At 61.6% G+C, this 25,020-nt stretch carries 28 protein-coding genes; 17 read left to right on the top strand and 11 right to left on the bottom strand.

Annotated features, from left to right (window positions below):
* The first annotated feature begins 24 nt into the window (after window positions 1-24).
* The 5 genes from ACFFP0_RS24500 (at window position 25) to ACFFP0_RS24480 (ending at window position 3,019) form a co-directional block, all read left to right on the top strand.
* Entirely contained in the window at window positions 25-240 is a 216-nt protein-coding gene (locus ACFFP0_RS24500; protein ID WP_377264838.1) for a DUF7940 domain-containing protein, read from the top strand.
* Window positions 237-743, top strand: coding sequence for a lysozyme (locus tag ACFFP0_RS24495; protein WP_377264837.1), 507 nt, complete (start codon window positions 237-239; stop codon window positions 741-743). Before ACFFP0_RS24500 ends, ACFFP0_RS24495 begins: the two co-directional genes overlap by 4 nt.
* Entirely contained in the window at window positions 743-1,105 is a 363-nt protein-coding gene (locus tag ACFFP0_RS24490; RefSeq protein WP_377264836.1) for a hypothetical protein, read from the top strand. The genes ACFFP0_RS24495 and ACFFP0_RS24490 overlap by 1 nt, the downstream gene beginning before the upstream one ends.
* A 386-nt stretch (window positions 1,106-1,491) precedes the next feature.
* Window positions 1,492-2,730 (top strand): SGNH/GDSL hydrolase family protein, encoded by a 1,239-nt coding sequence (locus ACFFP0_RS24485; protein WP_377264835.1) that lies wholly within the window; start codon window positions 1,492-1,494, stop codon window positions 2,728-2,730.
* A gap of 13 nt (window positions 2,731-2,743) precedes the next feature.
* Entirely contained in the window at window positions 2,744-3,019 is a 276-nt protein-coding gene (locus ACFFP0_RS24480; protein WP_377264834.1) for a hemolysin XhlA family protein, read from the top strand.
* A 302-nt stretch (window positions 3,020-3,321) separates the two neighbouring features.
* Here the strand turns inward: ACFFP0_RS24480 and ACFFP0_RS24475 are convergent, their stop codons facing one another.
* Entirely contained in the window at window positions 3,322-4,464 is a 1,143-nt protein-coding gene (locus ACFFP0_RS24475; protein WP_377264833.1) for a glycosyltransferase, read from the bottom strand.
* A gap of 398 nt (window positions 4,465-4,862) precedes the next feature.
* Between ACFFP0_RS24475 and ACFFP0_RS24470 the strand changes: the two genes are divergently transcribed.
* A complete protein-coding gene (locus tag ACFFP0_RS24470; RefSeq protein ID WP_377264832.1) occupies window positions 4,863-5,519 on the top strand; it encodes a hypothetical protein in 657 nt (218 codons plus the stop codon).
* A gap of 85 nt (window positions 5,520-5,604) precedes the next feature.
* On the opposite strand, the gene ACFFP0_RS24465 is transcribed toward ACFFP0_RS24470, so the two are convergent.
* The 4 genes from ACFFP0_RS24465 to ACFFP0_RS24450 all read right to left on the bottom strand — a co-directional run bounded on the left by ACFFP0_RS24465 (window position 5,605) and on the right by ACFFP0_RS24450 (window position 9,909).
* Window positions 5,605-6,381 (bottom strand): amino acid ABC transporter ATP-binding protein, encoded by a 777-nt coding sequence (locus tag ACFFP0_RS24465; protein WP_377264831.1) that lies wholly within the window; start codon window positions 6,379-6,381, stop codon window positions 5,605-5,607.
* A gap of 30 nt (window positions 6,382-6,411) precedes the next feature.
* Window positions 6,412-7,569 carry an amino acid ABC transporter permease gene (locus ACFFP0_RS24460; protein ID WP_377264830.1) on the bottom strand — a complete coding sequence of 386 codons (1,158 nt, stop codon included), beginning with the start codon at window positions 7,567-7,569 and terminating at the stop codon, window positions 6,412-6,414.
* Between the two features lie 4 nt (window positions 7,570-7,573).
* Window positions 7,574-8,770, bottom strand: a complete 1,197-nt coding sequence (locus ACFFP0_RS24455) for an amino acid ABC transporter permease (RefSeq protein ID WP_377264829.1) — start codon at window positions 8,768-8,770, stop codon at window positions 7,574-7,576.
* Between the two features lie 116 nt (window positions 8,771-8,886).
* Complete coding sequence (locus ACFFP0_RS24450) at window positions 8,887-9,909, bottom strand: amino acid ABC transporter substrate-binding protein (RefSeq protein WP_377264828.1); 1,023 nt, start codon at window positions 9,907-9,909, stop codon at window positions 8,887-8,889.
* Window positions 9,910-10,277: 368 nt separating this feature from the next.
* On the opposite strand from ACFFP0_RS24450, the gene ACFFP0_RS24445 reads away from it, so the two are divergent.
* The gene (locus tag ACFFP0_RS24445; protein WP_377264827.1) at window positions 10,278-11,468 is read left to right on the top strand and encodes a cystathionine beta-lyase; all 1,191 of its coding nucleotides are present in this window, start codon (window positions 10,278-10,280) and stop codon (window positions 11,466-11,468) included.
* On the opposite strand, the gene ACFFP0_RS24440 is transcribed toward ACFFP0_RS24445, so the two are convergent.
* Together ACFFP0_RS24440 and ACFFP0_RS24435 are read right to left on the bottom strand one after the other, a co-directional pair.
* Window positions 11,469-12,632 carry an FAD-dependent monooxygenase gene (locus ACFFP0_RS24440; protein WP_377264826.1) on the bottom strand — a complete coding sequence of 388 codons (1,164 nt, stop codon included), beginning with the start codon at window positions 12,630-12,632 and terminating at the stop codon, window positions 11,469-11,471.
* 25 nt (window positions 12,633-12,657) lie between these two features.
* On the bottom strand, window positions 12,658-12,903 hold the full coding sequence (locus ACFFP0_RS24435; RefSeq protein WP_377264825.1) for a zinc-finger domain-containing protein: 246 nt from the start codon (window positions 12,901-12,903) through the stop codon (window positions 12,658-12,660).
* 207 nt (window positions 12,904-13,110) lie between these two features.
* On the opposite strand from ACFFP0_RS24435, the gene ACFFP0_RS24430 reads away from it, so the two are divergent.
* The 8 genes from ACFFP0_RS24430 (at window position 13,111) to ACFFP0_RS24395 (ending at window position 20,156) form a co-directional block, all read left to right on the top strand.
* Complete coding sequence (locus tag ACFFP0_RS24430; RefSeq protein ID WP_377264824.1) at window positions 13,111-13,896, top strand: alpha/beta fold hydrolase; 786 nt, start codon at window positions 13,111-13,113, stop codon at window positions 13,894-13,896.
* A 139-nt stretch (window positions 13,897-14,035) separates the two neighbouring features.
* Window positions 14,036-14,860, top strand: coding sequence for a serine O-acetyltransferase (gene cysE, locus ACFFP0_RS24425; protein ID WP_377264823.1), 825 nt, complete (start codon window positions 14,036-14,038; stop codon window positions 14,858-14,860).
* Between the two features lie 120 nt (window positions 14,861-14,980).
* Window positions 14,981-15,184, top strand: a complete 204-nt coding sequence (locus ACFFP0_RS24420) for a DUF3126 family protein (RefSeq protein ID WP_037087332.1) — start codon at window positions 14,981-14,983, stop codon at window positions 15,182-15,184.
* 298 nt (window positions 15,185-15,482) lie between these two features.
* Complete coding sequence (locus tag ACFFP0_RS24415; protein WP_377264822.1) at window positions 15,483-15,833, top strand: phasin family protein; 351 nt, start codon at window positions 15,483-15,485, stop codon at window positions 15,831-15,833.
* A gap of 259 nt (window positions 15,834-16,092) precedes the next feature.
* Window positions 16,093-16,446, top strand: coding sequence for an ATP-dependent Clp protease adapter ClpS (gene clpS / locus ACFFP0_RS24410; RefSeq protein ID WP_085425081.1), 354 nt, complete (start codon window positions 16,093-16,095; stop codon window positions 16,444-16,446).
* 10 nt (window positions 16,447-16,456) lie between these two features.
* Window positions 16,457-18,982: an ATP-dependent Clp protease ATP-binding subunit ClpA gene (gene clpA / locus ACFFP0_RS24405; protein ID WP_377264821.1), complete on the top strand. Its 2,526-nt coding sequence runs from the start codon at window positions 16,457-16,459 to the stop codon at window positions 18,980-18,982.
* A gap of 92 nt (window positions 18,983-19,074) precedes the next feature.
* A complete protein-coding gene (locus ACFFP0_RS24400; protein WP_377264820.1) occupies window positions 19,075-19,821 on the top strand; it encodes an AzlC family ABC transporter permease in 747 nt (248 codons plus the stop codon).
* Window positions 19,818-20,156, top strand: coding sequence for a branched-chain amino acid transport AzlD family protein (locus ACFFP0_RS24395; RefSeq protein ID WP_377264819.1), 339 nt, complete (start codon window positions 19,818-19,820; stop codon window positions 20,154-20,156). The genes ACFFP0_RS24400 and ACFFP0_RS24395 overlap by 4 nt, the downstream gene beginning before the upstream one ends.
* On the opposite strand, the gene ACFFP0_RS24390 is transcribed toward ACFFP0_RS24395, so the two are convergent.
* From ACFFP0_RS24390 to ACFFP0_RS24375, 4 genes are all read right to left on the bottom strand, one after another.
* A complete protein-coding gene (locus ACFFP0_RS24390) occupies window positions 20,153-20,584 on the bottom strand; it encodes an HIT family protein (protein WP_377264818.1) in 432 nt (143 codons plus the stop codon). The two genes, ACFFP0_RS24395 and ACFFP0_RS24390, sit on opposite strands and share 4 nt — an antisense overlap.
* Before the next feature lie 169 nt (window positions 20,585-20,753).
* Window positions 20,754-21,950, bottom strand: a complete 1,197-nt coding sequence (locus ACFFP0_RS24385) for a GNAT family N-acetyltransferase (protein WP_377264817.1) — start codon at window positions 21,948-21,950, stop codon at window positions 20,754-20,756.
* An 8-nt stretch (window positions 21,951-21,958) separates the two neighbouring features.
* Window positions 21,959-22,687 (bottom strand): glycerophosphodiester phosphodiesterase, encoded by a 729-nt coding sequence (locus ACFFP0_RS24380; protein ID WP_377264816.1) that lies wholly within the window; start codon window positions 22,685-22,687, stop codon window positions 21,959-21,961.
* On the bottom strand, window positions 22,684-23,154 hold the full coding sequence (locus ACFFP0_RS24375) for a RidA family protein (protein WP_377264815.1): 471 nt from the start codon (window positions 23,152-23,154) through the stop codon (window positions 22,684-22,686). The genes ACFFP0_RS24380 and ACFFP0_RS24375 overlap by 4 nt, the downstream gene beginning before the upstream one ends.
* 109 nt (window positions 23,155-23,263) lie before the next feature.
* Between ACFFP0_RS24375 and ACFFP0_RS24370 the strand changes: the two genes are divergently transcribed.
* Together ACFFP0_RS24370 and ACFFP0_RS24365 are read left to right on the top strand one after the other, a co-directional pair.
* On the top strand, window positions 23,264-24,097 hold the full coding sequence (locus ACFFP0_RS24370) for a cell envelope integrity EipB family protein (protein ID WP_377264814.1): 834 nt from the start codon (window positions 23,264-23,266) through the stop codon (window positions 24,095-24,097).
* A 103-nt stretch (window positions 24,098-24,200) separates the two neighbouring features.
* Complete coding sequence (locus ACFFP0_RS24365) at window positions 24,201-24,917, top strand: pentapeptide repeat-containing protein (RefSeq protein WP_377264813.1); 717 nt, start codon at window positions 24,201-24,203, stop codon at window positions 24,915-24,917.
* Window positions 24,918-25,020 lie beyond the last annotated feature (103 nt).

Genomic DNA, 25,020 nt, shown 5'->3' with positions numbered 1-25,020 from the left:
TTCAAATCATCATAGGGGAAACCCATGAAACTCGCCCCCAATGCAGGGCGGGTGCTTCGGCGTGCCTGGAGCATCCGCCTCATGATAGCGGCTGGCCTTCTGTCCGGCGCTGAAGTCGCCCTTCCGCTTATCGACGGTCTGTTCGAGATGCCTCGCGGTCTCTTCGCGGCTCTGTCCGGGATCACCGTCGCGGCGGCTTTCGTTGCCCGCCTCATCGTCCAGAAAGGAATATCCGAATGAGCAAAAGAGCTAAGGCCGCTCTTGCATCCGGTCTCGGACTGGTGGCGTTGACGGCAACCTATCTCACAGAACCGTGGGAGGATACGAAGAACCTCGCCTATTGGGACGCGCTCGGGAAGGTTTGGACCGTGTGCACAGGCGAGACGAAAGGCGTGAAGAAGGACGATCGCTATACCGATGCCGAATGCAAGGAAATGCTCTACGAGACGCTGGAGAAGGATTATCACAGGCCGCTCCAGAAATGCGTCAAGGGCTTTGACAAGCTTCCCTTGAGCCTTCAGGCATCTTTGCTCGATGCTGCATATAATGTCGGGACCGGTGCAATTTGCCGCTCGACTGCCGCGCGCCGGGCAGAGGCAAAGAACTATGCCGGCGCATGCCAAGCCGTGACTTGGTTCAACAAGGCCGGGGGTAAGACAATTCGCGGCCTTGTTCTACGTCGTGAATATGGCGATGCGAACCGTATGGGCGAACTGGAGCTTTGCCTTGAGGGGGTCAAGTAGTGTTCGGCATCCTCGACGATCTCAAGATCGTATCCGGCCTGGCTATCGGGCTCGTGGTCTATCATCTCTATGCATCCCTGATCGGATATCCCTCTGCTGCCCGCGAGGCGAGGGAAGGATATGTCCTTCTTGCCGAAAAGACGGCCGCGCAAGCCACGGTGGCCGAACTCCAGCGCCAGCTGCAGGCCTCAAACAGCGCCAAGCAATCCCTTCAAGAGAAAATCACCAAAGATACCGCCGAAGATGTCCAGCGGGAGAAAGACCGTGAAGCCAAGATCCTCGAATACGAAGTCCGCCTCTCTCAGGCGAACCGTCGCTGTGCTCTCGATCGTGCTGATATCGACGCAATCCTGCACGACTAGCCGGCTGACATCCGCCGCCACCGCGCAAGGCAAGATCGAGGCCGGCGTCAACCTTCCTGAATGGCCTGGAGACTGCCGGAAGACGGAAGCGCATGCGGCCTTGGCTGAAGGCGCAGAGGTGCGGTCGATCATCATCAGGGAGAGGGCGGCGCTTGATCGCCAGAACGCCCGCACAGGGCGATGCGCATCGTATTTCGATACTTTGCGCACCAGTTTCAATGGAGCCCGCTAATGCTCGGTTTCAGCCTTTCACTCTCTCTCGGCAATCCTATCTTGAACAAGGGCGCGGGGGGGCTCGTACCACCCATTGGCTACGTTTTTCTCACCGATCTTGACGGCGCCTATCTCCTCGATGACGACGGCGCTTACCTCATGGAGCCCGTGTAATGGTCACCACCCGTTCTTTCCGAAACAGTCAGGCGCTTGCCTCCATGCCGATCATCCAGGGCGTCGGCCGCAAATGGGGTTTCATCGGCGATAGCCACACGGCAAGCACCGGAGCTGCGAACTCCATCTACGGATTTCCTGCGCAGTCGGTCATTCTCGCCGGACGCATGCAGAACGTCGATTTCGCCGTCGCAGGTATCGGCGGTCAAACCGCAGATCAGATGCTGGCCCGCTTCAAGACGGATATCATCGATACCGGCTGCGAAGGCGTCGTCATCCTCGCCGGTACGAACGACAGTGCACTCAACAGCGTCGGTGTTCCCGTTGCCACCTTCATCGGCAACATCGTCGCCATGCTTCGGCTGGCAAAGTCCTACGGCATCCGGGCCATCGTCTGTACCGTACCGCCGACCGCTTCGGACGCCGGCGATCTGGCCGTCAGGTCGAAGTTCATCGAAGCCTACAACATGTGGCTCAAGCTTGTCGTCCACAAGGAAGGCGGACGCCTGGCGGATATCCATCAGGCGCTTGTCGATCCAGCCACCGGCTATACCCTTGCGGCTTACAAGGCAGACGGCGTCCACTTCAACTCGCTCGGGCACCTGGCCATCGCGGAAGTCGTTGCCCCGATCATGCAGGCGGTAAACATGGCGGCCCTTCTCGGCGTCGATGCGCTGCCGGTGACGAGCGGGACCTATACCCTCGTCTCCAATCCGCTCATGAATGGAACGGTGAACAATGGGAGCGCCCCTACCGGCTGGTTTACACAGCAGGCGGCGGTCGGCTCCGTCACGCGTAACGTCAGGGCAAAGTCCGGCACGCTCCAGAAGGGCCAATGGTTCGAATATGCACTCGACGGGACGTCAGCTGTGGCGTCCGTGACGGCGGGCTATTCCCTCGGTGGCACCTATGCGATTGGGGACAAGCTCGGCGTGACCTGCCGGATGGAAATCACCGATACGGCCGGCAACTGGCGCACGACGCGCGGCGGATCGCAACAGGGCAGCCTGAGCCTCAACGTCAACAATGCCGGTGCGAACCTGAACAATACGTTCCGGGAAAGCGGCTCCCTAATCCTCCCGCCGTCCATGTATGTCGTCACGGCGAATGCCTCGTCCGGTCTGGCGCTCTGGTGGAGGCTCTCCGTCGTCGTGGGGCAGAATATCACGGCGCGCATTGGGGAGGTGCAGGTCTATAACCTGACGGCAATGGGCCTCGATGGCGTGATCACGGTCTAAAGAGGGAATACAGTTGACACCACAGAGCGACGACATGGATCTGCGTCCCCGCATGGTCAGAGTTGAACACGATCTGACCGATCATCACCGAAGGCTCACAGAGCTTGAGAAACACCGTCAGACCGCCGATATCGCGGATGCCCGCCGTGACGAACAGTGGGCCAACATGCTGGCGAAGATCGACGCCATCGACGGGAATATCAAATGGGTGGTGAAGCTTATCATAGGTGGCATCATCGCTGGCGCTGTAGGCTTCATGCTCAAAGGTGGCTTTAGCCTTCCCGGTTGATCAGTCACCGCCGCCTACGGGTGAGGGGATAGATTCCGTAGATCGGGCGGAACGTCAAGGGTGAGGGGATCGCCTAAAATTCTTTAATGGAAACAATCGCACCTAAATACCCCCCACCATTGGCGGTTTTTATTGAAATCATTTATAAAATTGACACTTTTGGCAGTCCTGCAGGGGTCGCCACCTTTGTCCTTGTCCATACCGGAGACATGGATAAACCCGCGCCTTTTCCCCCTCGACCGTGGTGCGCAACGCCGTTTTCCTGGGAATTGTTGGCGGAGATTGGTTACTGCCTTCCGCCGTCAGGCTGCCGAAGGCGTGTTCAGTTCCGAGCCCTCTGTTCCGATCGTCATGGTGTTGCCGCGCCAGTCGAAGGAGCCGCCGATCCAGCTCCTGAGCCAGATCGCGGGCATCATGATATCCCGCACCATCATTGCCGGCAGGGATGCGGCGGAGAGAGGCCAGTTTTTCGCCTTGGCGAGGCAGAGTTCCGGGAGATAGGCTGCCAGCAGGATCGCCGCCGCGACCGCGGCCACATTGACGTCGGCGATCACGGCGGCGGCAATTCCGAAGGCAAGCGGCGGCAGGCTGCCAAGCAGGATTTCGGGTGCGAAATAGGCGGGAAAGGTGACCCGGCGGAGCCGCGCCCAACGGCTTTGCCGTCCCCATATTTCCTCGAGATTGCGCCGCCCAAGCGGTTGCTCGAAAGGCGAGGCGACCAGATGGACCTTGCGCCCGATTCCGTTCACCAGCTTTGTCGCAGCCGCATCTTCGGCTATCTCGGCCGCCAGCGCCTCGATGCCGCCCCGGGCATCGAGCATCGGCTTGTGCCAGAGCATGCTCTTGCCCTGCGCGAAGCCAAATCCGAGCGCTTCTCCGACATATTGCCATTTGGCCTGATGCGAGTTGAGGAACATGCATTCCACCTCGGCCCAGAAACCGTCCGGCCGGGAACCGAGCGGCGTCGAGCACACGAGACCGGTATCGGGACGCCAGCCGGCCATGAGATGGCGAATGTAGTCGGGAGGCATGAGAACGTTCGAATCGGCCAGTATGACCCAGTCGTTCGTTGCCGCCCGCCATCCCTTGACGCAGTTGTTGAGCTTGGGATTGGCGCTGATGCGGTCGTCGCCGACGAGAATTCGCGCCGGGATCGAGGGATGGGCCGCAATCGCCTCCCGTATCGCGGGCATGACCGGATCTCTGTCCTCGGCGACGCAGAAGATCAGTTCATAATGGGGCCAGTCGAGCTGGAACGCGTGCGCCAGTGTCAACGGCGTGAAGTTCTCGATCCCGCGTGCGGGGATGACGATCGAGACGGGCGGCTGGCTGGACGTGAGGGGAGCCGGGCTACCGTTCGGGGAAAGCCGCCAGGCCGCGATCGCTATGCCGACCAGATTGACGAGCAGCAGGACTGTCGAGGCGATGGCGAGGTAATATTCCATTCACGGCGACTCCGAGGCGAGACGAGGCCATAGCGGGGGCTGGGTAGGTCATGATCCCGATTCAGCGGACCTGAGCATCGAAGACATCATCGTCATGTGTCAGCTGGATGACAGTGATCATGTCCGTGCCCATGGCCTGGATATGCCGCCGGCATTTCTCCATTCCGACGGAAGGACGAGGAGCGGCCGCAGGGATAAAACCTATTCTCGCCGTATTCCCGTGTATCATGCCGGTGTCGGTTCCGTTGCGTCACGCGAGCGGAAGGCAAACTTGGCGCAGGAAAAGCAGGCCAATGCCTGTTGCGCGCCTCCACTGCATTGAAATGGTTTTTGCGGGCTCCAGGTCGATTGCCCGAAGCCCTTTGCATTGTCTTTGTTCCTTCGAAGTGGGGATACACATGAACAGGATATTGTCCGTCGGCGCGGCCTGCGCGCTCGTGGTCTTTTGCGCGGGCAGTCCGGGATTGGCGGACGACAGGCCGCTGATCTGGAAGCCTTCCCGCAACTCCGATACCAGTTATTCCGTCAAGCTCGGCATGAAACTCCCCACCCGCCTGGAAACCGAGGCCGGTGTCTCCATGGGTGTGAACACGACGAAAAGCGGTGCTCCGGTCGAGACGCCGGTGAAGTTCTGGAGCAATTTTACGGCCGGCAAGATCGAGACGCCCGCCTACCGGATGAATCGCGGTGTCGGCGTCGATCTCGATGGCAATACCGGCAGCGCCGCGATCGCCATGAATTACTACGAGAAGGAAATCGCGACGCCGGCAATCGATATCGAGCGCCGGAGCAGCTACGGACTGCGTTACGACGGCGCATCGGGGCAATGGTGCGGTCTCGATGCCAGCCATTCCGTCCGCGTCTCGCATGGCGCCAGCGGCACGGCCGTGGTCGCGCGGACTTCGGGTCGTGATGGCTTCAGGGTGGTCGGCGCCGGCGTGGGCGTCGAGAAGAATTTCGGCAGGCACCTGACCGTCAGCGGCGCGCTCGACCGGGTGTCGGATGCGCCCGATCCCGTGGCCAGCGTCAACGCCCGATATTCCTTCAGGTGGTGAGACGAAAACGGGGCACCGCAGCGCCCCGTCGTTGTCAGGTGCAATTCTCCAATCTTTCACGAGCCCTCGTGCAGGCCCATCCAGCCTAGTGCAGGATCTGGCTGAGGAAGAGCTTGGTGCGCTCGTGCTGCGGATTGTCGAAGAATTCCGCCGGCGAATTCTGCTCGACGATCTGGCCCTGGTCCATGAAGATGACGCGGTTGGCGACCTGGCGGGCAAAGCCCATTTCATGGGTGACGCAGAGCATGGTCATGCCTTCTTCCGCCAGGCTCACCATCGTATCCAGCACTTCCTTGACCATTTCCGGGTCGAGCGCCGAGGTCGGCTCGTCGAACAGCATGATCTTCGGCTTCATGCAGAGCGACCGGGCGATCGCGACGCGCTGCTGCTGCCCGCCGGACAGCTGGCCCGGATATTTGTTGGCCTGCTCGGGGATCTTGACGCGCTTGAGATAGTGCATCGCGATCTCTTCCGCCTGCTTCTTGGGCATCTTGCGGACCCAGATCGGCGCCAGCGTGCAGTTCTCCAGGATCGTCAGGTGCGGGAAGAGGTTGAAGTGCTGGAACACCATGCCGACCTCGCGGCGCACCTCATCGATCTTCTTCAGGTCGTTGGTCAGTTCGATGCCGTCGACGATGATGTTGCCGGCCTGGTGTTCCTCGAGCCGGTTGATGCAGCGGATCATCGTCGACTTGCCGGAACCCGACGGGCCGGCGATGACGATGCGCTCGCCGCGCATGACCTTCAGGTTGATGTCCCGCAATACGTGGAAATCGCCATACCACTTGTTCATGCCGATGATCTCCACGGCGACATCGGTGGTGGAGACCGTCATTTTCCTGGGTTGGGCGTCAGCAGCCATTTTTATCCCCTTGTTGTTGGTTTGCGGCGGTTACCGTTTGTGGCCTGTGTCGAGATGCCGTTCCATGAATGCGGAATAGCGCGACATGCCGAAGCAGAACAGCCAGAAGATGAAGCCTGCGAAGATAAGGCCCGTGATCGGCGTGACCGGCGTGATCCAGGTCGTATCGGTGAAGTTGAGCCGCACGATGCCGAGCAGGTCGAACATGCCGATGATCGAGACGAGCGACGTATCCTTGAAGAGGCCGATGAACGTGTTGACGATGCCGGGAATGACCAGCTTGATCGCCTGCGGCAGGATGACCAGCCGCATCGTCTGCCAATAGCTGAGGCCGAGCGAATCGGCGCCTTCCGTCTGGCCTTTCGGGATCGCCTGCAGGCCGCCGCGGATGACTTCCGCCATGTAGGCGGATGCGAAGATCGCAACCCCCACAAGCGCGCGCAGGAAGTTGTCGATCGTCCAGCCGGTCGGCAGGAAGAGCGGCAGCATCACGTTCGCCATGAAGAGAACGCTGATCAGCGGCACGCCGCGGATGATCTCGATGAAGCCGACGCAGAGCATGTGGATGACCGGCATCTTGGAGCGACGTCCGAGCGCCAGCAGGATGCCGACCGGCAGCGAGACGGCGATGCCCACGAAGGAGAGGATGAGGGTTACCATCAGGCCGCCCCAGAGCGGGGTTTCCACTTCCGCGAGACCGAAGGCGCCGCCATGCAGCAGGAAGAAGGCGACGATCGGAAAGACGACGAAGAAGAGCAGGGCATTCAGGCCCTTGCGCGGCAGCTTCGGGATCAGCATCGGCACGAGCAGCGCCACGAAGAGGATCGCGACGACGATCGGCCGCCAGCGTTCGTCCATCGGATAGCGGCCGAACATGAATTGCTGGAAACGGTCGCCGACGAACGCCCAGCAGGCCCCTTTCCAGCCATCCGGCTGGATGCCGCCCTGCGCGATCGTCGTGCAGGCGCTCCGGTCGGAGCCCGACCAGACGGCATTGAAGAAGAGCCATTCGAGTATGCCGGGCAATGTCCAGGCCAGGAAGGCGATCGCGATCACCGTCAGGGCCGTGTCCTTCGGCGTTGCCAGCAGATTGGCCCGAATCCAGCCCGAGACCGTGCTGGTGCTGAGCGGAGCAGGCTCCGCCTGCAGCATGTTGGGGCGGACATAGGCGAGGTTTTTCGTATTCATGGCCTTACCTTTCCACCAGCGCCATCTTGGCGTTGAACCAGTTCATGAATACCGAGGTCGCGATGCTGATCGCCAGGTAGACCGTGAGCATGATGGAGATCGCCTCCACTGCCTGGCCGGTCTGGTTCAATGTCGTGCTGGTCGTGGAAAAGAGCTCCGGAAAGCCGATCGCGACGCCGAGCGAGGAGTTCTTCGTCAGGTTGAGATACTGGCTGGTGAGCGGCGGGATGATGATGCGCATGGCCTGCGGCACGACGACGAGGCGCGTTGCCTGCGATGGCTGAAGGCCGAGCGCGAAGGAGGCTTCGCCCTGGCCCTTGGCAACGCCGCGGATGCCGGCGCGGATGACCTCGGCGATGAACGAGGCGGTGTAGAGCGACAGCGCGACGTAGAGCGCGACGAATTCCGGCAGGATGCGGGCGCCGCCCGTGAGGTTGAAGCGGCCGGCGATCGGCAGGTCGAAGGTCAGCGGCGCACCCATGACGAGGAATGCGAGGATCGGCAGGCCGGCGATCAGCCCGATGCCTGTCCAGATCGTGTGGAACTGTTTTCCCGTCTCCGCCTGCCGCCTCTTCGCCCACCGGGCCATCGCGGCGGTTGCGAGAATGCCGACGACGAAGGCGACCGGGATCAGCCAAGCGCCGTCGCCCCAGATCGGTCGCGGGAAGGCAAGGCCGCGGTTGTTGAGGAAGACGTTGAAGGGAAGCGCGATCGAATCCCGGACCTGGGGCAGGGAGTCCAGCACGCCCTTGTACCAGAAGAAGATGATGAGCAGCACCGGAATGTTGCGGAAGACCTCCACATAGAGGGTGCACAGCTTGGCGATCAGCCAGTTCTTCGAAAGCCGCCCGAGGCCGACGACGAAGCCGACGATGGTCGCGGTGGCGATGCCGAGAACCGCCACCAGGACGGTGTTCAGGAAGCCGACCAGGATGGCGCGGCCATAGGTCGAGTCGCTCGTATAGGGAATGAGCGCCTGGCCGATGTCGAACCCGGCGCGGCCCCTCAGGAAGCCGTAGCCCGAGGCCGTTCCGGAGCGGGCAAGGTTTGCGGCGGTATTGTCGAAAATCCACCAGCCGGCGGCGATGACGATGAGGAGGGTGAGCGCCTGGAAAAAAATACCCCGGAACTTGGGGTCGTAGATGTAGGACCTGATGAGGGTCCGTGCCTCGGAAGGCGCAATTGCAGCGTGATCTGTCATGCTGGCCTTTTCCCCTGGTGACCTTGTTTTTGCAGGTCTTTTTCTTTTATGCGTCTTTTATCTTAGGCGGGGACGAGGCGGCCGGGGTCGCCTCGTCCCGTCTCGGTTCATGCCGGTCAGCGGATCGGCGGAGCGTATTGCAGGCCGCCCTTGGACCACAGGGCGTTGAGGCCGCGCTGGATCTTGAGGGGGGTGTTCGCGCCGATGTTGCGTTCGAAGACTTCGCCGTAATTGCCGACGCCCTTGACGATGTTGGTGGCCCATTCGTTGGTCAGGCCGAGGTCCGTGCCGATCTTGGTGTCCTTCTCGACGCCCAGGAAGCGGCGGACGTCCGGGTTGGTTGAGTTCTTCATCTCGTCGACATTCTTCTGCGTGATGCCGAACTCTTCAGCCTGGACGAGCGCGTAGCCGGTCCACATGACGATGTCGAACCACTGGTCGTCGCCCTGGCGGACGGCCGGGCCGAGCGGCTCCTTCGAGATGATTTCCGGCAGGATGATGTGCTCCTCCGGATTGGAGAGCGACAGGCGCAGCGAATAGAGGCCCGACTGGTCGGTCGTGTAGACGTCGCAACGGCCGGCCTGATAGGCGGCGTTCACCTCTTCGAGCTTCTCGAAGACGACCGGATTGTACTGCAGGTTGTTGGCCTTGAAATAGTCTGCGAGATTGAGCTCCGTCGTCGTGCCGGACTGGACGCAGACGGCGGCGCCGGAAAGTTCGAGAGCCGACTTCACGTTGAGGCTCTTCGGAATCATGAAGCCCTGGCCGTCATAATAGTTGACGTAACGGAAGTTCAGGCCGAGCGCGGTGTCGCGGCTGATCGTCCAGGTCGTGTTGCGGGCGAGAACGTCGATTTCGCCGGATTGCAGGGCGGTGAAGCGGCTCTGTGCGGTGGTCGGCGTGTACTTGACCTTGCTCGGATCGCCAAAGATCGCTGCGGCGATGGCCTTGCAGTAATCGACGTCGAAGCCGGTCCAGTTGCCGGCCGAATCCGGCGCGGCAAAGCCGGCAAGACCGGTGTTGACGCCGCACTGGACGAACCCCTTGGACTTCACGTTATCCAGCGTGGCAGCCGATGCAGCCGAGGCAAAGCCCAGGACCGCTGCGCCAATCGCGGCTGACAGAAGCGTCTTTTTCATTTTCCCAACCTTATCTCTTGGTTTTGTGTGTTTGGTGACACCGGGCCGCTCCCCTGTTTTCTTCGAATACGGCCGGCCGTCCGCCAACCCTCCCGGTGCGGACGTGTACTATCTCATGCGCAAAACAACGCAGGGTCAAGTGTCGCCCTTTCGAATTGCGTCCAAAATGAGGTAAATTGATCGGCATGGCCCAGGAAATGGGCAGATACCCAAAGTTTGAGCGGCTTTTGATCAAAAGAGGAGCGTTTTCCATGAGATGGAAGACTCCCTGATGTTTCCGGGACCGGTTTGGAGGGGCGGGGTTGACCATGCTCTCTTCCGGCGGCAAAACTCCGGGTGACAGACTGCCAACGAAAGCTTCCCCCGACATGAAGAAGAATAAAGAGTCCCTGCTCACCGGCGCCGGCCCGAACACGCGGCTGGCGCATATGGGCAACGATCCGTCGAGCTATCACGGTTTCGTCAATCCGCCGGTCGTGCATGCCTCCACGGTGCTGTTCCCCGATGCCGCGACGATGGAGAAAAGGGCCCAGAAATATACCTACGGCACGCGCGCCACGCCCACGACGGAGGCGCTCTGCGACGCTTTCAACGAGCTGGAGGGGGCGGCGGGCACCATTCTCGTGCCGTCGGGGCTGGCGGCGATCACGGTGCCCTTCCTTGCCTATCTTTCCGCAGGCGACCATGCGCTGATCGTCGATTCCGTCTATACGCCGTGCCGCAATTTCTGCGATACGATGTTGAAGCGCCTGGGCGTGGCAATTGACTATTACGATCCGGAAATCGGTGCCGGTATCGAGGCCCTGATCAAGCCGAACACCAGGCTGATCCATACGGAAGCGCCCGGATCGAACACGTTCGAGATACAGGACATCCGGGCGATCGCCGACGTTGCCCACAGGCACGGTTGCGTCGTCGCCATGGACAATACCTGGGCGACGCCGCTCTATTTCCGGCCGCTCGATTTCGGTGTCGACGTCTCGATCCATGCCACGACGAAATATCCGTCCGGCCATTCGGACATCATCATGGGTTCGGTGTCGGCCAACGCGAAATACTGGCCGAAGCTGGAGGAAGCACGCATCGCGCTCGGTATCTGCGGCGCGCCGGACGATTCCTATCTCATCCTGCGCGGCCTGCGCACCATGGGCGTGCGTCTCGAACATCACCAGAAGAGCGCGCTCGATATCGCCAGGTGGCTGGAAACGCGCGACGACGTCGCCCGCGTTCTGCATCCGGCGCTTCCGAGCTTTCCCGGCCATGAAATCTGGAAGCGCGATTTCAAGGGGGCGAGCGGCATCTTCTCCTTCGTGCTGAAGGCGGATGCGGACAATGCGAGGGCGAAGGCGCATGCCTTCCTGGATGCGCTCTCCTTCTTCGGCCTTGGTTATTCCTGGGGCGGGTACGAAAGCCTTGCCCTGCACGTCAACCTGTCGGACCGCACCATCCGCAAGGCGCCGCCGGAAGGTCCGGTCATCCGCCTGCAGATCGGTCTGGAAGATGCCGCCGATCTCAGGAAGGACCTGGAGGTCGGTTTCGCGGCGGCCGCGGAGATCTGATCAGGCGGCTTCGAAGCCGTAGAGCCAGTCGAGATCCGCCGCGAGCGATTGCGGCGGACGCAGTGAAAGGACAAGGTCGCGGCCGAGCCGGACCGGTCCGCGGGCGTGGTACGCAAAGCGGTTGAACAGGCCGCGCGCCCGCACCTTGGCGACCCTCGCTGCGCGCTCGCCTTCAAAGGCGGAAAGCGCCTGGGCGAGGGGCAGGGGAGCGGCCACGCGGTTGGCGAGCACGAAGGCGTCCTCGATCGCCATGGACGCGCCCTGGGCCGCGAACGGCATCATCGCATGGGCGGCGTCGCCGATCAGCGCAATGTCCCGTCCGTTCTGCCAGCGGCCGGGACTGACCTGGTAAAGCGGCCAGAAAGTCGGCTTTTCCGCCCCTTCCAGCAGGCCGACGATGCGCCGGTCCCAGCGCTGGAATTGTCCGAGCAGCATGCGGCGCTGGGCCTCGCTGGCTTCCGCGTCCCAGGTTTCGCCGGGACTGATGCCCGATGCGATCGCCACGATGTTGAACCCGTCGACTTCCTTCAGCGGATAAGCGACGAGATGGGTCGAGGGGCCGAGGAAAGCGGTGACCTGGTCACGAGGCAGCCAGGACGGGACGGCGTTTCCGGGTATGGTGAAGCGCCAGGCGACGTTGCGTGAAAAATCGGGCTCGGGGCCGTGAGGGACGCAGGTGCGCAGGTTCGACCATACCCCGTCGGCCCCGACGATCAGCGGATAGGCATGGCCGGCGATTTCCGTCAGGACCTGGCGTGGATTCTCCCGGATCGGCGTGTTGAGATAAACGGCGCAGAGCGGGTTTTGCCGGACAGCCGCAAGCAGGGTCTTCTGCAGCGTGGCCCGGTGAAGGACGCCGTAGGGAGCCCGCCACCGTTCGCGGGCGAACCGGCCGGCCGGTACATGGGCGATCGGCCTGGTCGACAGGCCGGAGACGAGTGCGATCCGCTCGGGTTCCGTCCAGACCGCTTCGAGGGCGTCGAGCACGCCGAGTCCGGACAATATGCGGGACGCGTTCGGCGAAATCTGCAGGCCCGCGCCAACCTCGACCAGGTCGGCGGCTTCTTCGAAGACGTCGGCGGCGATCCCGCGATGCGCGAGGGCGAGCGCAGCCGTCAGCCCCGCCATGCCGGCGCCGATGATCGCTACTCTTTCAATGGACATCCTGTCGGCCGTTCGGCGAGGTTTCTTACGCGGCCTTGACGTGGAGGACGCAGCCCGGAGGATCGGTCTGCTCGGCCTTCAGCGACGGATTGTAGCGGTAAAGCGTCGAGCAATAGGAGCAGACCTTTTCGACGTCATCCCCGAGGTCGATGAAGATATGCGGATGGTCGAACGGCACCGAAGCGCCGGTGCACATGAATTCCTTAACGCCGATCTGGATCACCGGATGTCCGCCGTCGTTCTGGAAATGGGGAATGCTGTGCCCGGCCATGCTGGTCTCCATGCTTCTGATTTGCGGCGGACATTATCTCCCCTCAACCGGATTGTGTAGTGGGAAAACCGCCGCAGGTCCGCCGAATTCATGTCGTGCCCGGGTTCAAACCGCAAGGCGGATCGCCTATGGTCCGCCGAAAAAGATGCCCATTGCGGGTGACTCTATAGGACGACCCCCATAGGACTACCCCCATTAGGACTACCGATGAATCTCAACGCCCCTGCCTTCTCTTCCTTCTCCCATGACGGCCTGAACCTTGCCTATTTCGACGAAGGCGACCCTTCCGGATACCCCGTGCTGCTGGTCCATGGTTTTGCCTCGAGCGCGCTCGTCAACTGGGTCCATCCCGGCTGGCTGAAGACCCTGGGCGATGCCGGATACCGCGTGATCGCGATGGACAACCGGGGGCATGGCGCAAGCGACAAGCCGCTCGACCCGGAGGCTTACCGTCCCTGGGTGATGGCGGAGGATTCCGTGGCGCTCCTCGACCATCTGCGCATTCCCGAAGCGCATGTCTTCGGTTATTCCATGGGCGCCCGCATCTCGGTCTTCGCCGCGCTCGCCCATCCGCACCGGCTGCGCTCGCTGGTGCTCGGCGGTCTCGGGATCGGCATGACGGACGGGGTGGGGGACTGGGACCCGATCGCCGACGCGCTGCTCGCGCCATCCCTGGAGGAGGTCACCCATGTACGGGGAAGGATGTTCCGGGCCTTTGCCGACCAGACGCGGAGCGACAGGTCCGCGCTTGCCGCATGCATTCGCGGCTCCCGCGATCTCGTCGCCCGAGGCGACATGGCGCGTATCGAAGCGCCGACGCTCATCGGCGTGGGCACCAGGGACGACATCGCCGGCTCGCCGCAGGAGCTTGCTGCCCTCATGCCGCATGCGGTCGCACTCGACATTCCCGGCAGGGATCATATGCTTGCCGTCGGCGACCGCGTCTTCAAGAAGGCTGTTCTCGATTTCTATGCGGACCTGTCGGCAGGATAGCGGTCGCTACAGGCAAGACCACAGTTTTTCTCATTCTGACGATCAACGGAATGCGATTTTGCAGCCATTGGTCTTCCTGTAAACTTATTCTATATAGTGCGCTCGCAGGGAATGCCTCACGGCAAACGAGGAGACGGCCATGGCCGCAAGAACTGAAATCCGTCAGAAGGAGCCGGTCGCAACGGTCGATCCCATCTGGGATACGCTGCGCCAGGAAGCCCGCGCCGCTGCCGAGCAGGACCCGCTGCTGGCCGCTTTTCTCTATTCGACGGTGCTGAACCACCAGTCGCTGGAGGAATGCGTGGTGCACCGGATCTGCGAACGCCTCGACCATGCCGACCTGCCGGCGGTGCTGCTGCGCCAGACTTTCATGGAAATGCTGGCCGACTGGCCGGAATGGGGTTCGATCCTGCGCGTCGATATCCAGGCCGTTTATGACCGCGACCCGGCCTGCCTGCGCTTCCTGGAGCCGGTCCTCTATTTCAAGGGCTTCCACGCGATCCAGACCCATCGCCTGGCGCATTGGCTGCTGAACTGCGGACGGCGCGATTTCGCGCTTTATCTCCAGAGCCGCGCTTCCAGCGTCTTCCAGACGGATATCAACCCGGCCGCCCGCATCGGCAAGGGCATCTTCCTCGACCACGCCACCGGTCTTGTCGTCGGCGAGACAGCGGTCATCGGCGACAACGTCTCCATCCTTCACAGCGTGACGCTCGGCGGCACCGGCAAGGAGGGCGCGGACCGGCATCCGAAGATCGGCAACGGCGTCCTGATCGGAGCCGGCGCGAAGATCCTCGGCAATATCGAGGTCGGATCGTGCTCGCGCGTTGCGGCGGGCTCGGTCGTGCTGAAGCCGGTCCCGCCGAAGTCGACCGTCGCCGGCGTGCCGGCCAAGGTGGTGGGAGAAGCAGGGTGTTCGGAGCCGGCCCGCCTGATGGACCAGCTCCTGGGCGCGGATATCTGAGTTTTGCGGACTGGTCCCATAACGGGAAAAGTGCTGTAGGAACGTCTTCTTGCGGCTTTACTTTCGCCTTTGTCCCGTGGCAAAAGCGCCCGCAACTCGGAACCGCTGACGGAGAGAATCGTGAAACCGGACGAAATCAAGAAGCTCGATGCTTATTTCAAACGCGTGATCAATCCGCAGGCGATCGTCAAGGCGCGTCCGCGCAAGAATGACTCGGCGGAAGTCTATCTGGGCGACGAATTCCTCGGCGTCATCTACATCGATGACGAGGACGGCGACCGCTCCTACAACTTTTCCATGGCGATCCTGGATGTCGATCTCTGATCGATCTCCTCGGTGTGGTTTGATCGCCGGAAGGTTGAAAATCTTGCGAAGCGGGCCTTTTCGGCCCGCTTTTCCGTTGCGGCGCTTTGCCACTGTTGTCAGGCAAACCATCGCTGCCGCGTCCCGGTGGTTGTGGCAATCTGATATATCTTCGCAAAATCAGAAAGCTCCGCAGATTTCTGCAAATGCATATATATAGATGCAACCACAGGTGATTTTGCGTTGCACAAATCATCCTTGACTTTTGTCGATCGGCCCTTTTCTATCAGCACATCCGAATAGAACAAGGGGCCGAGCTATGTTCAACTTCGACGAAGCCAGCAAGAAGAGCAAGGAAGCGATGGACGGCATGCTGAAGAGCTATTCCGAAGTCGCCAAGGGTTTCCAGGCGATCGCCACGGAAGCGAGCGACTATTCCAAGAAGTCTTTCCAGGACATGACCACCTTCGTGGAAGCGCTTGCCGCGAGCCGCAGCATCGAGGCGGTCTACGAACTGCAGACCAATTACATCAAGTCGACGTGCGAGGGTTTCATCGCCGAGGCGGGCAAGATGGGCGACATGTACGCCGAGCTGGCGAAATCCGCCTACAAGCCCTATGAGGCGCCGGTCGCGAAGTCGACGGCCGTGGTGACTGCAAACGCCGCGTGACTTCGACATAGACCCTGATTCCACGACGCCTTTCAGGTTGGAAGGCCGGCGGCATTTGGTGCTGCCGGCCTTTTTGATTCAGGCCAATGCGGAAAACCCTGATTTTCGGCATCTTCGACGATCTCTCTAGCGGAATAGTGATTGCGCAGGCGCAAAGGGGGCTTAAAATCCGCATTCGATGAACTAAGTTAGGAAGTCTGAAGTTCGACCGATCGGCCATTTGCTGAACCGTCGCCGGACGACTGGGGAATGAATGAAGATGATCGCACTGCCGATCTTGATGCAACGCGAAAAGAGTGGCGACGGAGACAACGCGGGCCGCGGAACCTCGGTCATCACCCGTACGAAACCAAAGACCAAGCGGCCCAACTTATACCGCGTACTTCTTTTGAATGACGACTATACCCCCATGGAGTTCGTCATCCATATTCTGGAGCGTTTTTTTCAGAAGGATCGGGAGGCCGCGACGCGCATCATGCTCCACGTCCACAATCACGGCGTGGGTGAATGCGGAATATATACCTATGAGGTAGCGGAAACCAAGGTGTCCCAGGTTATGGACTTCGCCCGGCAGCACCAGCATCCGCTGCAATGTGTCATGGAAAAGAAGTGAGGAACCCGACGTGCCAACATTTTCGCCTAGTCTTGAAAAGGCGCTGCATCAGGCACTGACCTTCGCGAACGAGCGGCATCACGAATATGCCACGCTCGAACATCTGCTTCTGGCGTTGATCGACGACGCGGATGCAGCGGCGGTTATGGGCGCTTGTAACGTCAATCTGGAAAGCCTGCGCAAGACCGTCACCGACTATGTCGACAACGAGCTTGCCAACCTCGTCACGGGTTACGACGAGGATTCGAAGCCGACCTCCGGCTTCCAGCGCGTCATTCAGCGCGCCGTCATCCACGTCCAGTCTTCCGGGCGCGAGGAAGTGACCGGGGCCAATGTCCTGGTCGCGATCTTCGCGGAACGGGAAAGCCATGCGGCCTTCTTCCTGCAGGAGCAGGAGATGACCCGCTATGATGCGGTCAACTACATTTCCCACGGCATCGGCAAGCGTCCGGGTTCCTCCCAGGCCCGCACGCCGCGCGGCGCCGAGGAGAGCGATTCAGAGGCAAAGCCCGCCCGTGACCAGGAGGAAGGCCCGGCCAAGAAGCCGCAGGATGCGCTCAAGGCCTATTGCGTCAACCTGAACGACAAGGCCCGCGACGGTCGCATCGACCCGCTGATCGGCCGCCATGCCGAGGTCAACCGCACGATCCAGGTGCTTTGCCGCCGTTCGAAGAACAACCCGCTCTATGTGGGCGATCCCGGCGTCGGCAAGACGGCGATCGCCGAAGGTCTCGCCAAGCGGATCGTTGAAGGCAAGGTGCCGGAAGCGCTCGCCGACGCCACCATCTTCTCGCTCGACATGGGTACGCTGCTTGCCGGCACCCGGTATCGCGGCGACTTCGAGGAACGCCTGAAGCAGGTCGTCAAGGAGCTGGAGGAATATCCCGGCGCGGTTCTCTTCATCGACGAGATCCACACCGTGATCGGCGCCGGCGCCACCTCCGGCGGCGCGATGGATGCCTCCAACCTCCTGAAGCCGGCGCTGTCTTCGGGCGCGATCCGCTGCATCGGCTCGACCACCTACAAGGAGTACCGCCAGTTCTTCGAAAAGGACCGGGCTCTCGTCCGCCGCTTCCAGAAGATCGACGTCAACGAGCCGTCGATCGACGATGCGATCGAGATCATGAAGGGCCTGAAGCCCTATTTCGAGGAGTATCACAAGCTTCGCTACACCAACGAGGCGATCAAGTCGGCTGTCGAACTGTCGGCCCGCTACATCTCCGACCGCAAGCTGCCGGACAAGGCGATCGACGTGATCGACGAGACCGGCGCGGCGCAGATGCTCCTGCCGGCCTCGAAGCGCCGCAAGCTGATCACCGAGAAGGAGATCGAGGCGACGATCGCCACGATGGCCCGCATTCCGCCGAAGACCGTTTCCAAGGATGACGAGATGGTTCTCGCCAACCTGGAAAAGGAGCTGCGTTCGGTGGTCTACGGCCAGGACAAGGCGATCGACGCTCTGGCGACCTCGATCAAGCTTGCCCGCGCGGGCCTGCGCGAGCCGAACAAGCCAATCGGCGCTTACGTCTTCTCCGGCCCGACCGGCGTTGGCAAGACGGAAGTGGCCAAGCAGCTTGCCGCCTCGCTCGGCGTGGAACTGCTGCGCTTCGACATGTCGGAATATATGGAGCGTCACACGGTTTCGCGGCTGCTTGGCGCACCTCCCGGCTATGTCGGTTTCGACCAGGGCGGTCTGTTGACCGATCAGGTCGACCAGCATCCGCACAGCGTGGTCCTGCTCGACGAGATCGAGAAGGCGCATCCGGATATCTTCAATATCCTGCTGCAGGTCATGGACCATGGCTCGCTGACGGACCACAACGGCAAGAAGATCGACTTCCGCAACGTCATCCTGATCATGACGACCAATGCGGGCGCGTCGGAAATGGCCAAGGCCGCGATCGGCTTCGGGTCGTCAAAACGCACCGGTGAGGACGAGGAGGCGTTGAACCGCCTGTTCACGCCGGAATTCCGCAACCGTCTCGACGCGACCATTCCGTTCGCGCCGCTGCCGACGGAGGTCATCCACCAGGTCGTGCAGAAGTTCGTCATGCAGCTCGAGACGCAGCTCTCGGAACGCAACGTCACCTTCGACCTGCACGAGGATGCGGTTGCCTGGCTGGCCGACAAGGGTTACGACGAAAGGATGGGCGCCCGCCCGCTCTCCCGCGTCATCCAGGAGCACATCAAGAAGCCGCTTGCGAACGAGATCCTGTTCGGCAAGCTGCGCAAGGGTGGTGTTGTCCGCGTCACGGTCGGCAAGGACGAGGATGGCAAGGACAAGCTCGTTCTCGACGCCATTCCGGAAGCCGCGCCGGTGAAGCCGAAGCCGGAGGCCGAGGTGGAAGAGGCCGACGAGGAGGCCCAGGCCAAGGCATCGAAGTCCAAGGCGCCGAAGAAGTCGGCGCCGAAGGACAAGGACGGTGGAACCGTGAAGGCGCGCGCCATGGTCGATGCGGACGTCATCGCCGAGGAAGCGCCGAAGGCGTCGCCACGCAAGGGCGGTACGGTGCCGCGCGTGCCGAAGAGCAAATAAGGCTCTCCCACAGAAGACTTGCGATGCCGGGCTTGTCCCGGCATCGTCGTTTTAAAGAAGCCGATTCATGCCGATAACCCGCCGGGCTGCCGATGTCTCCAGTCAGTGATAACCGTTCCGCCATCGCCTGGTTCTTTACCGGCATGCGAGGCCTTCTTTCGCTGCCGGCTCTCATCCTCATGACCTCCATCGTCGGGTTCAGCGCATTCGCGCTTGAATCCGGCCTGACCCGCGCCGAGGCGGTCTTCATGTCCTTCGCGATCTGGGCGCTGCCGGCGCAGGTGATCCTTGTCGGGACGATGGCGAGCGGCGCTAATATCGCCGCCTGTTTTCTGGCGGTGACGCTTTCCTCCATCCGCATGACGCCCATGGTGGCTTCCGTCATTCCGGAAATGCGGACGCGCCGCACCCCGACATGGGCGCTGCTGATCCTGTCGCATTTCATCGCCATCACGTCCTGGGTTTTCGCGATCACCACGCTGCGCAATGTGCCGCGCGAGTACAGAGCGATCTATTTCGCCGGCTTCGGCGTGACGCTCACGACAAGCGGCACGCTGGTCGTGGCGATCTTCTACGACATCGCCTCAAGCTTTCCGCCCGTCGTCGCAGGCGTGCTCTTCTTCCTGACGCCCGTCTATTTCAACGCATCCATCTGGGCGAGCGCGCACCAGCCGGTGGTGAAGCTCGCCTTCGTCATGGGGGTCGTGCTCGGCCCGCTCCTTGCCGTGGCGACGCCGGGCTTCGACGTGCTTTATGCCGGTATCGGCGGCGGCACCGCCGCCTATCTCATCGACCGGGGACGCCGGAGGAAAAAGCGCATCGCCGGAGGAGGGCGATGATGGGAGATTACTGGACCTTTGTCGTCATCGCCGTGGCGGGTTTTCTGGCGACGGATATCTGGCGCTGGCTCGGCGTGGTGGCGGGCAACCGGCTGAACGAGGAATCCGAGGCGCTCTATTGGGTGAGGGCGGTGGCGACTGCGCTGGTCATGGCCGTCACCGCCAAGCTGATCGTCTTTCCGAACGGCATGCTGGCCGATACGCCGCTCTGGCTGCGGCTCGGTGCGGCCGGTATCGGCTTTGCCGTCTTCCTGCTGACCGGCCGCAAGGTCGCGGTCGGCGTCGCCGTGCCGATGGCCCTGCTGGTCGCAGGGCTCTGGTGGATCGGGGTTTAGTTCCCCAGGACGCCGATGATCTTTTCCGCGTTGGCGGCAAGCACGCCGTTGTCTTCCATCTGCCCGGAATGCGGCTTGAGGGCCAGTCCCTCGTAACGCGGGATGACATGGAAATGCAGGTGATAGACGGTCTGCCCGGATGCCGGTTCGTTGAACTGGATCACCGTGATCCCGTCCGCCTCGAAAGCTTCCTTGGCCGCCCTGGCGAGTTTCTGCACGACGGGGATCAGCTTCGCGAGCACGGCGGGATCGGCATCGAGAATATTGCGCGACGGGGCCTTGGGGATCACCAGCAGGTGACCGGGCGACTGCGGCATGACGTCCATGAAGGCAAGCGTATCGGCATCCTCGTAGATCCTGTGGCAGGGAATTTCCCCGCGCAGGATTTTGCCGAAGATGTTGTTGCTGTCATAGGCTTGGCCGGTCATGGGTGTCCTCTCCTTGTTGCGATCGTCCCGGGTTTTGATCGTTCCGGAAACGGGGCGGTGCCCAGAGCATCTTATCTGCGCTCAGGTGGAATCGCCTGAGCGCAGATAAGATGCTCTGGATTCAAAGGACTAGAGCGTCCTTGGTGCGCCTGTTCGGTCGCACGGCGCTCTAGTCCTGTTCCTGCTGGCGCTCGCCCTTGCGGAACGGGCTGTGCTCGGAAAGATAGTCGTTCATGGACTCCACGTCCTCGCGTTCGTGCTCCAGATAGTCGGCGACCGCGCGGCGAAGTCCCGGATGGACGATGTAATGCATGGAATGTGTCGTGACGGGCAGGTAGCCGCGCGCCAGCTTGTGCTCTCCCTGCGCGCCGGCTTCCACCCGTTTCAGGCCCTTTTCCAACGCAAAATCGATCGCCTGATGATAGCAGACCTCGAAATGCAGGAAGGGATGCTCTTCGATGCAGCCCCAGTGCCGGCCATAGAGGGCGTCCCCGCCGATGAAGTTGATGGCGCCGGCGACATATCTGCCCCCGCGCTTCGCCACGACGAGCAGGATATCGTCCGGCATGCGTTCGCCGATGAGGGAATAGAACGTGCGCGTGAGGTAGGGCCGGCCCCACTTGCGCCCGCCGGTATCCATGTAGAAGGCGAAGAACTGGTCCCAGATGTTTTCGGTCAGGTCGCGGCCCGTCAGCCAGTCGATGGTGATGCCGTGCTCGACCGCCGCGCGGCGCTCCTTCTTCAGCGCCTTGCGCTTGCGCGACGCCAGCGTTTCCAGGAAGGCGTCGTGGTCCGCATAACCTTCGTTGATGAAGTGGAATTGCTTGTCGGTGCGGTGCAGATAACCGGTTTCCTCGAAGGCCGGGAGCTGGCCCTCAGCGATGAAGGTCACATGCGCGGACGAAACGCCGATCTGCCGTGTCGCTTCCTGGAGACCTGCGGCCAGCGTCAGCTCCGTCGATGGCCCGTCATGACCCGACGAGACGAGGAGCCGCGGCCCGGTGGCCGGTGTGAAGGGCACCGAGCATTGCAGCTTCGGGTAATAACGCCCGCCGGCGCGTTCGAAGGCATCCGCCCAGCCATGGTCGAAGACGTACTCGCCCTGGCTATGGCTCTTGAGATAGCCGGGCACGGCGCCAATCAGCGCGCCGCTCCCATTTTCGAGGAGCAGATGATGGCCGAGCCAACCTGTCCTGGCGTTGGCCGAACCGGATTCTTCGAGCGACGAAAGGAAGGCGTGCGAGAGGAAAGGATTGTAGGGTGCCTCCGTCGGACAGGACTTGGAGGCGCTCGAAAGGCGCGACCAGCTTTCGGGGCTGATCGCCGAGAACGACTTCTCGATGCGGATCGTCAGGTTATCGGTCATATCCTGCTTTACTGGGAGGAAGACTCCCGCGGGTCGAAACCTTCGAAGGTCATCTGGTCTGCATATTTATAGGTATGTTCGCGGCCGTTTGCATCCCTCACTGTCCAGGTAATGACCGGAATTCCGGCCGCTCTCCGGGCTGTGATGAAACTGTTCGGCAGGTGGGGGTAGTGGTAGGAGATGAAATCGAGGCCAAGTTGCATGGCTTCGTCATGTTTGAAGAATTCCTCCGGCTTGTCGCCCATGGCGGTCAGCCCGAGCGGGTAAGGGGAGTTCGCCCTTTTCAGGTCGCGCAGGATATGATGGTCGAAGCTCATCAGGGCCACATGGCCGCGATAACCTTCGAGCACGTCCAGCACGGTTTCGGCAAAGCCGTCGTCCTCGCCTTCCTCGCGGCCCTTGATCTCGATGACAAGCGGCACCCTGCCGTTCACGAGGTCGAGCATCTGCTTCAGGGTTGGAACCTTGTCTTTCGTGCCGCCGACGGAAAGCAGGCCAAGCTCCGCGGACGTACGTTCGCGAATGTCGCCCTTGATGCCGCAAAGCCTTTCGAGGTTGTGATCGTGGAAGATCACCGGCACGCTGTCGGCCGCAAGCTGCACGTCGCATTCGATCGCAAAACCCGCTTCGACCGCACGGGAAAAGGCTGAAAGCGTGTTCTCCCAGACCTGACGGTTCATGTCGTGATAGCCGCGATGGGCGACGGGAAGGTCCTTGATCCAGGCAGCGCAGGTCATGCTTCGATCTCGATGATGGCGTCGATTTCGACGGAAGCGTTGAGGGGCAGGGAGGCCATGCCGACGGCGGCACGGGCGTGCTTGCCCGGCTCGCCCAGCACGCCGACGATGAGGTTGGACGCGCCGTTGAGGACGAGGTGCTGTTCGGTGAACTCAGGCGTAGAGGCGACGAAGCCGTTGAGCTTCAGCACGCGGCGGATCTTGCCGAGGTCGCCGCCGAGCGCGGCCTTCGCCTGGGCGAGAATGTTGATGGCGCACAGTTCGGCAGCCCGCTGCGCGGCCGGCACGTCCACGTCGCTGCCGACGAGGCCCGTCACGGCGACCTTGCCGCCCTCGATTGGAAGCTGGCCCGAAAGATAGAGCATATTGCCGCTGATCGTGTAGGGTACGTAGTTGGCGGCAGGTGCCGCGGCGACGGGGAGTTCGATCCCCAGTTCCTTCAGGCGGCCTTCGATGGCTTCGGTCATTTTCGACTCCCGTTTGTTGTAAATTCTTCAAAAATCCGGCATCAAGGCCATAGCTTGGTCGGATGGCGTTCTTATAACACCGCCAACTGAGTCCAACAGGAGAATGTGAATGTTGCGAATGAGCCTCGGGGTGATCCTTGCCGGCAGTGCGAGCCTCATGGTCGCAACGTCCGCGGACGCGAATACCGACAGCGCTGCCTTTGCGCTGGTGCCCCATCGCGCCATTTACGACCTGAAGTTGAAGGATGCGTCCGAACGCTCGGGCATCGAAGGCATGCTGGGCCGCATGGTCTACGAATTCACCGGTTCGGCCTGCACCGGCTTTTCCACGAATTTCCGGCTGGTGACCAAGATCGATACAGGCGAGGAGACGCGTCTCAGCGATCAGCAGACAACGACATTCGAGGACATGTCCGCTCGCCAGTTCCATTTCGAGACGAAGTCTTTCACCGACGAGCAGCTCGACCGGCAGGTGAGCGGCGACGCGAGCATGGCGGAGAAGGGCGTCAAGGTGGAGATCACCCAGCCGGACGGACGCGAGATCGACCTGCCGGCGAGCGACTTCCCGACCGGGCATATGCTGGATGTCATCAAGAACGCCAAGCAGGGCAGACACTTCTTCGAGGCGCGCGTTTTCGACGGTTCGGAGAACGGCGATCAGGCGCTGCTGACGACGACGGTGATCGGCAAGCAGCAGGAGCCGCAGAAGGACGATGCCGATGCCGACAAGGCCGGTGAGTTTTCCGGCACGCCTTTCTGGCCGGTGACGATCGCCTATTTCAACGAAACCACGCAGGGCGATCCCACACCCGTCTACAACATGTCGTTCAAGCTCTACGAGAACGGCATCACCCGCGACCTCACCATGGATTATGGCGACTTCGTGCTCTCCGGCAGCCTCGTCAAGCTGGAACTCCTCGACAAGGCGGATTGCAAGCCCTGATGCCCGGCGGCGCCGGTTGATTTTCCTCTGTGAGATTTCGGTTGTCATTCCCATATCAATGTGACTTGGTTTGTAGTCGCAACTGGCATGGGGAAAAGGTTCGGTGACTAGGCGCGAATTGGCCATTCTGACGATCGTTTCATGGGCGCTGGCGGCGGTGGCGGGTTTTATCGCCACTCCGCTGCAGGCGCAGGATTGTCGGTCCAGCCCCTATGCCGGCGTCGACTGGCACGGATGCGGCAAGAAGAGCCTCATGCTGGATGGCAGCGATTTCGTGCAGGCCAATCTGGCCGAAGTCGATTTCAGCTATACGGATCTGCGCAATTCCATCTTTACCTCCGCTGACCTGACGAAGGCGAAGCTTATTCGCGCCGCGCTGGCCGGCGCGCGGGCGGACAGGGCAAATTTTCAAAGGGTGGAGGCCTATCGGGCGGGGTTTCAGGGCGTTCGCGCAAACGGTTCCTCCTTCCTGGCGGCCGAATTGCAGCGCGCCGATTTCTCCGAGGCGGAGCTGAAGGCCGCCAACTTCCGGAAGGCGGATCTGAGCAGGGCCATCTTCGACAGGGCCATAATCACCGGTGTGAGTTTCGCCTACGCCAATCTCTCGCGCGCCGACCTGACGACCGCCATTTTCGACGGTCCGATAGACTTCCAGAACGCTTTCCTGTTCCAGACGCGGATAGAAGGCATGGATCTCTCCGCCGCGACCGGGCTGGACCAGCATCAGCTGGACATGGCCTGCGGCAATGCCCTCACCAGGCTTCCGGCCGGTCTGGCGGCGTCGGGGCAGTGGCCTTGCCCCGAAGACGAGAAGGATTGAGCGCCACGGATATTCTTCGCCCTTCGCGATATCCGGGGCGATATCCGGGAATGCCCGGGCTTTTTTCGCGATGCCCTTGCTTTTCCGGCGAATCGAATGTATG

Source organism: Neorhizobium puerariae (assembly GCF_042429745.1).
GTDB classification, from domain to species: domain Bacteria; phylum Pseudomonadota; class Alphaproteobacteria; order Rhizobiales; family Rhizobiaceae; genus Neorhizobium; species Neorhizobium puerariae.
The sequence above is the reverse complement of the archived record's forward strand: the minus strand, read 5'-3'. Positions and strand labels throughout refer to the sequence as shown.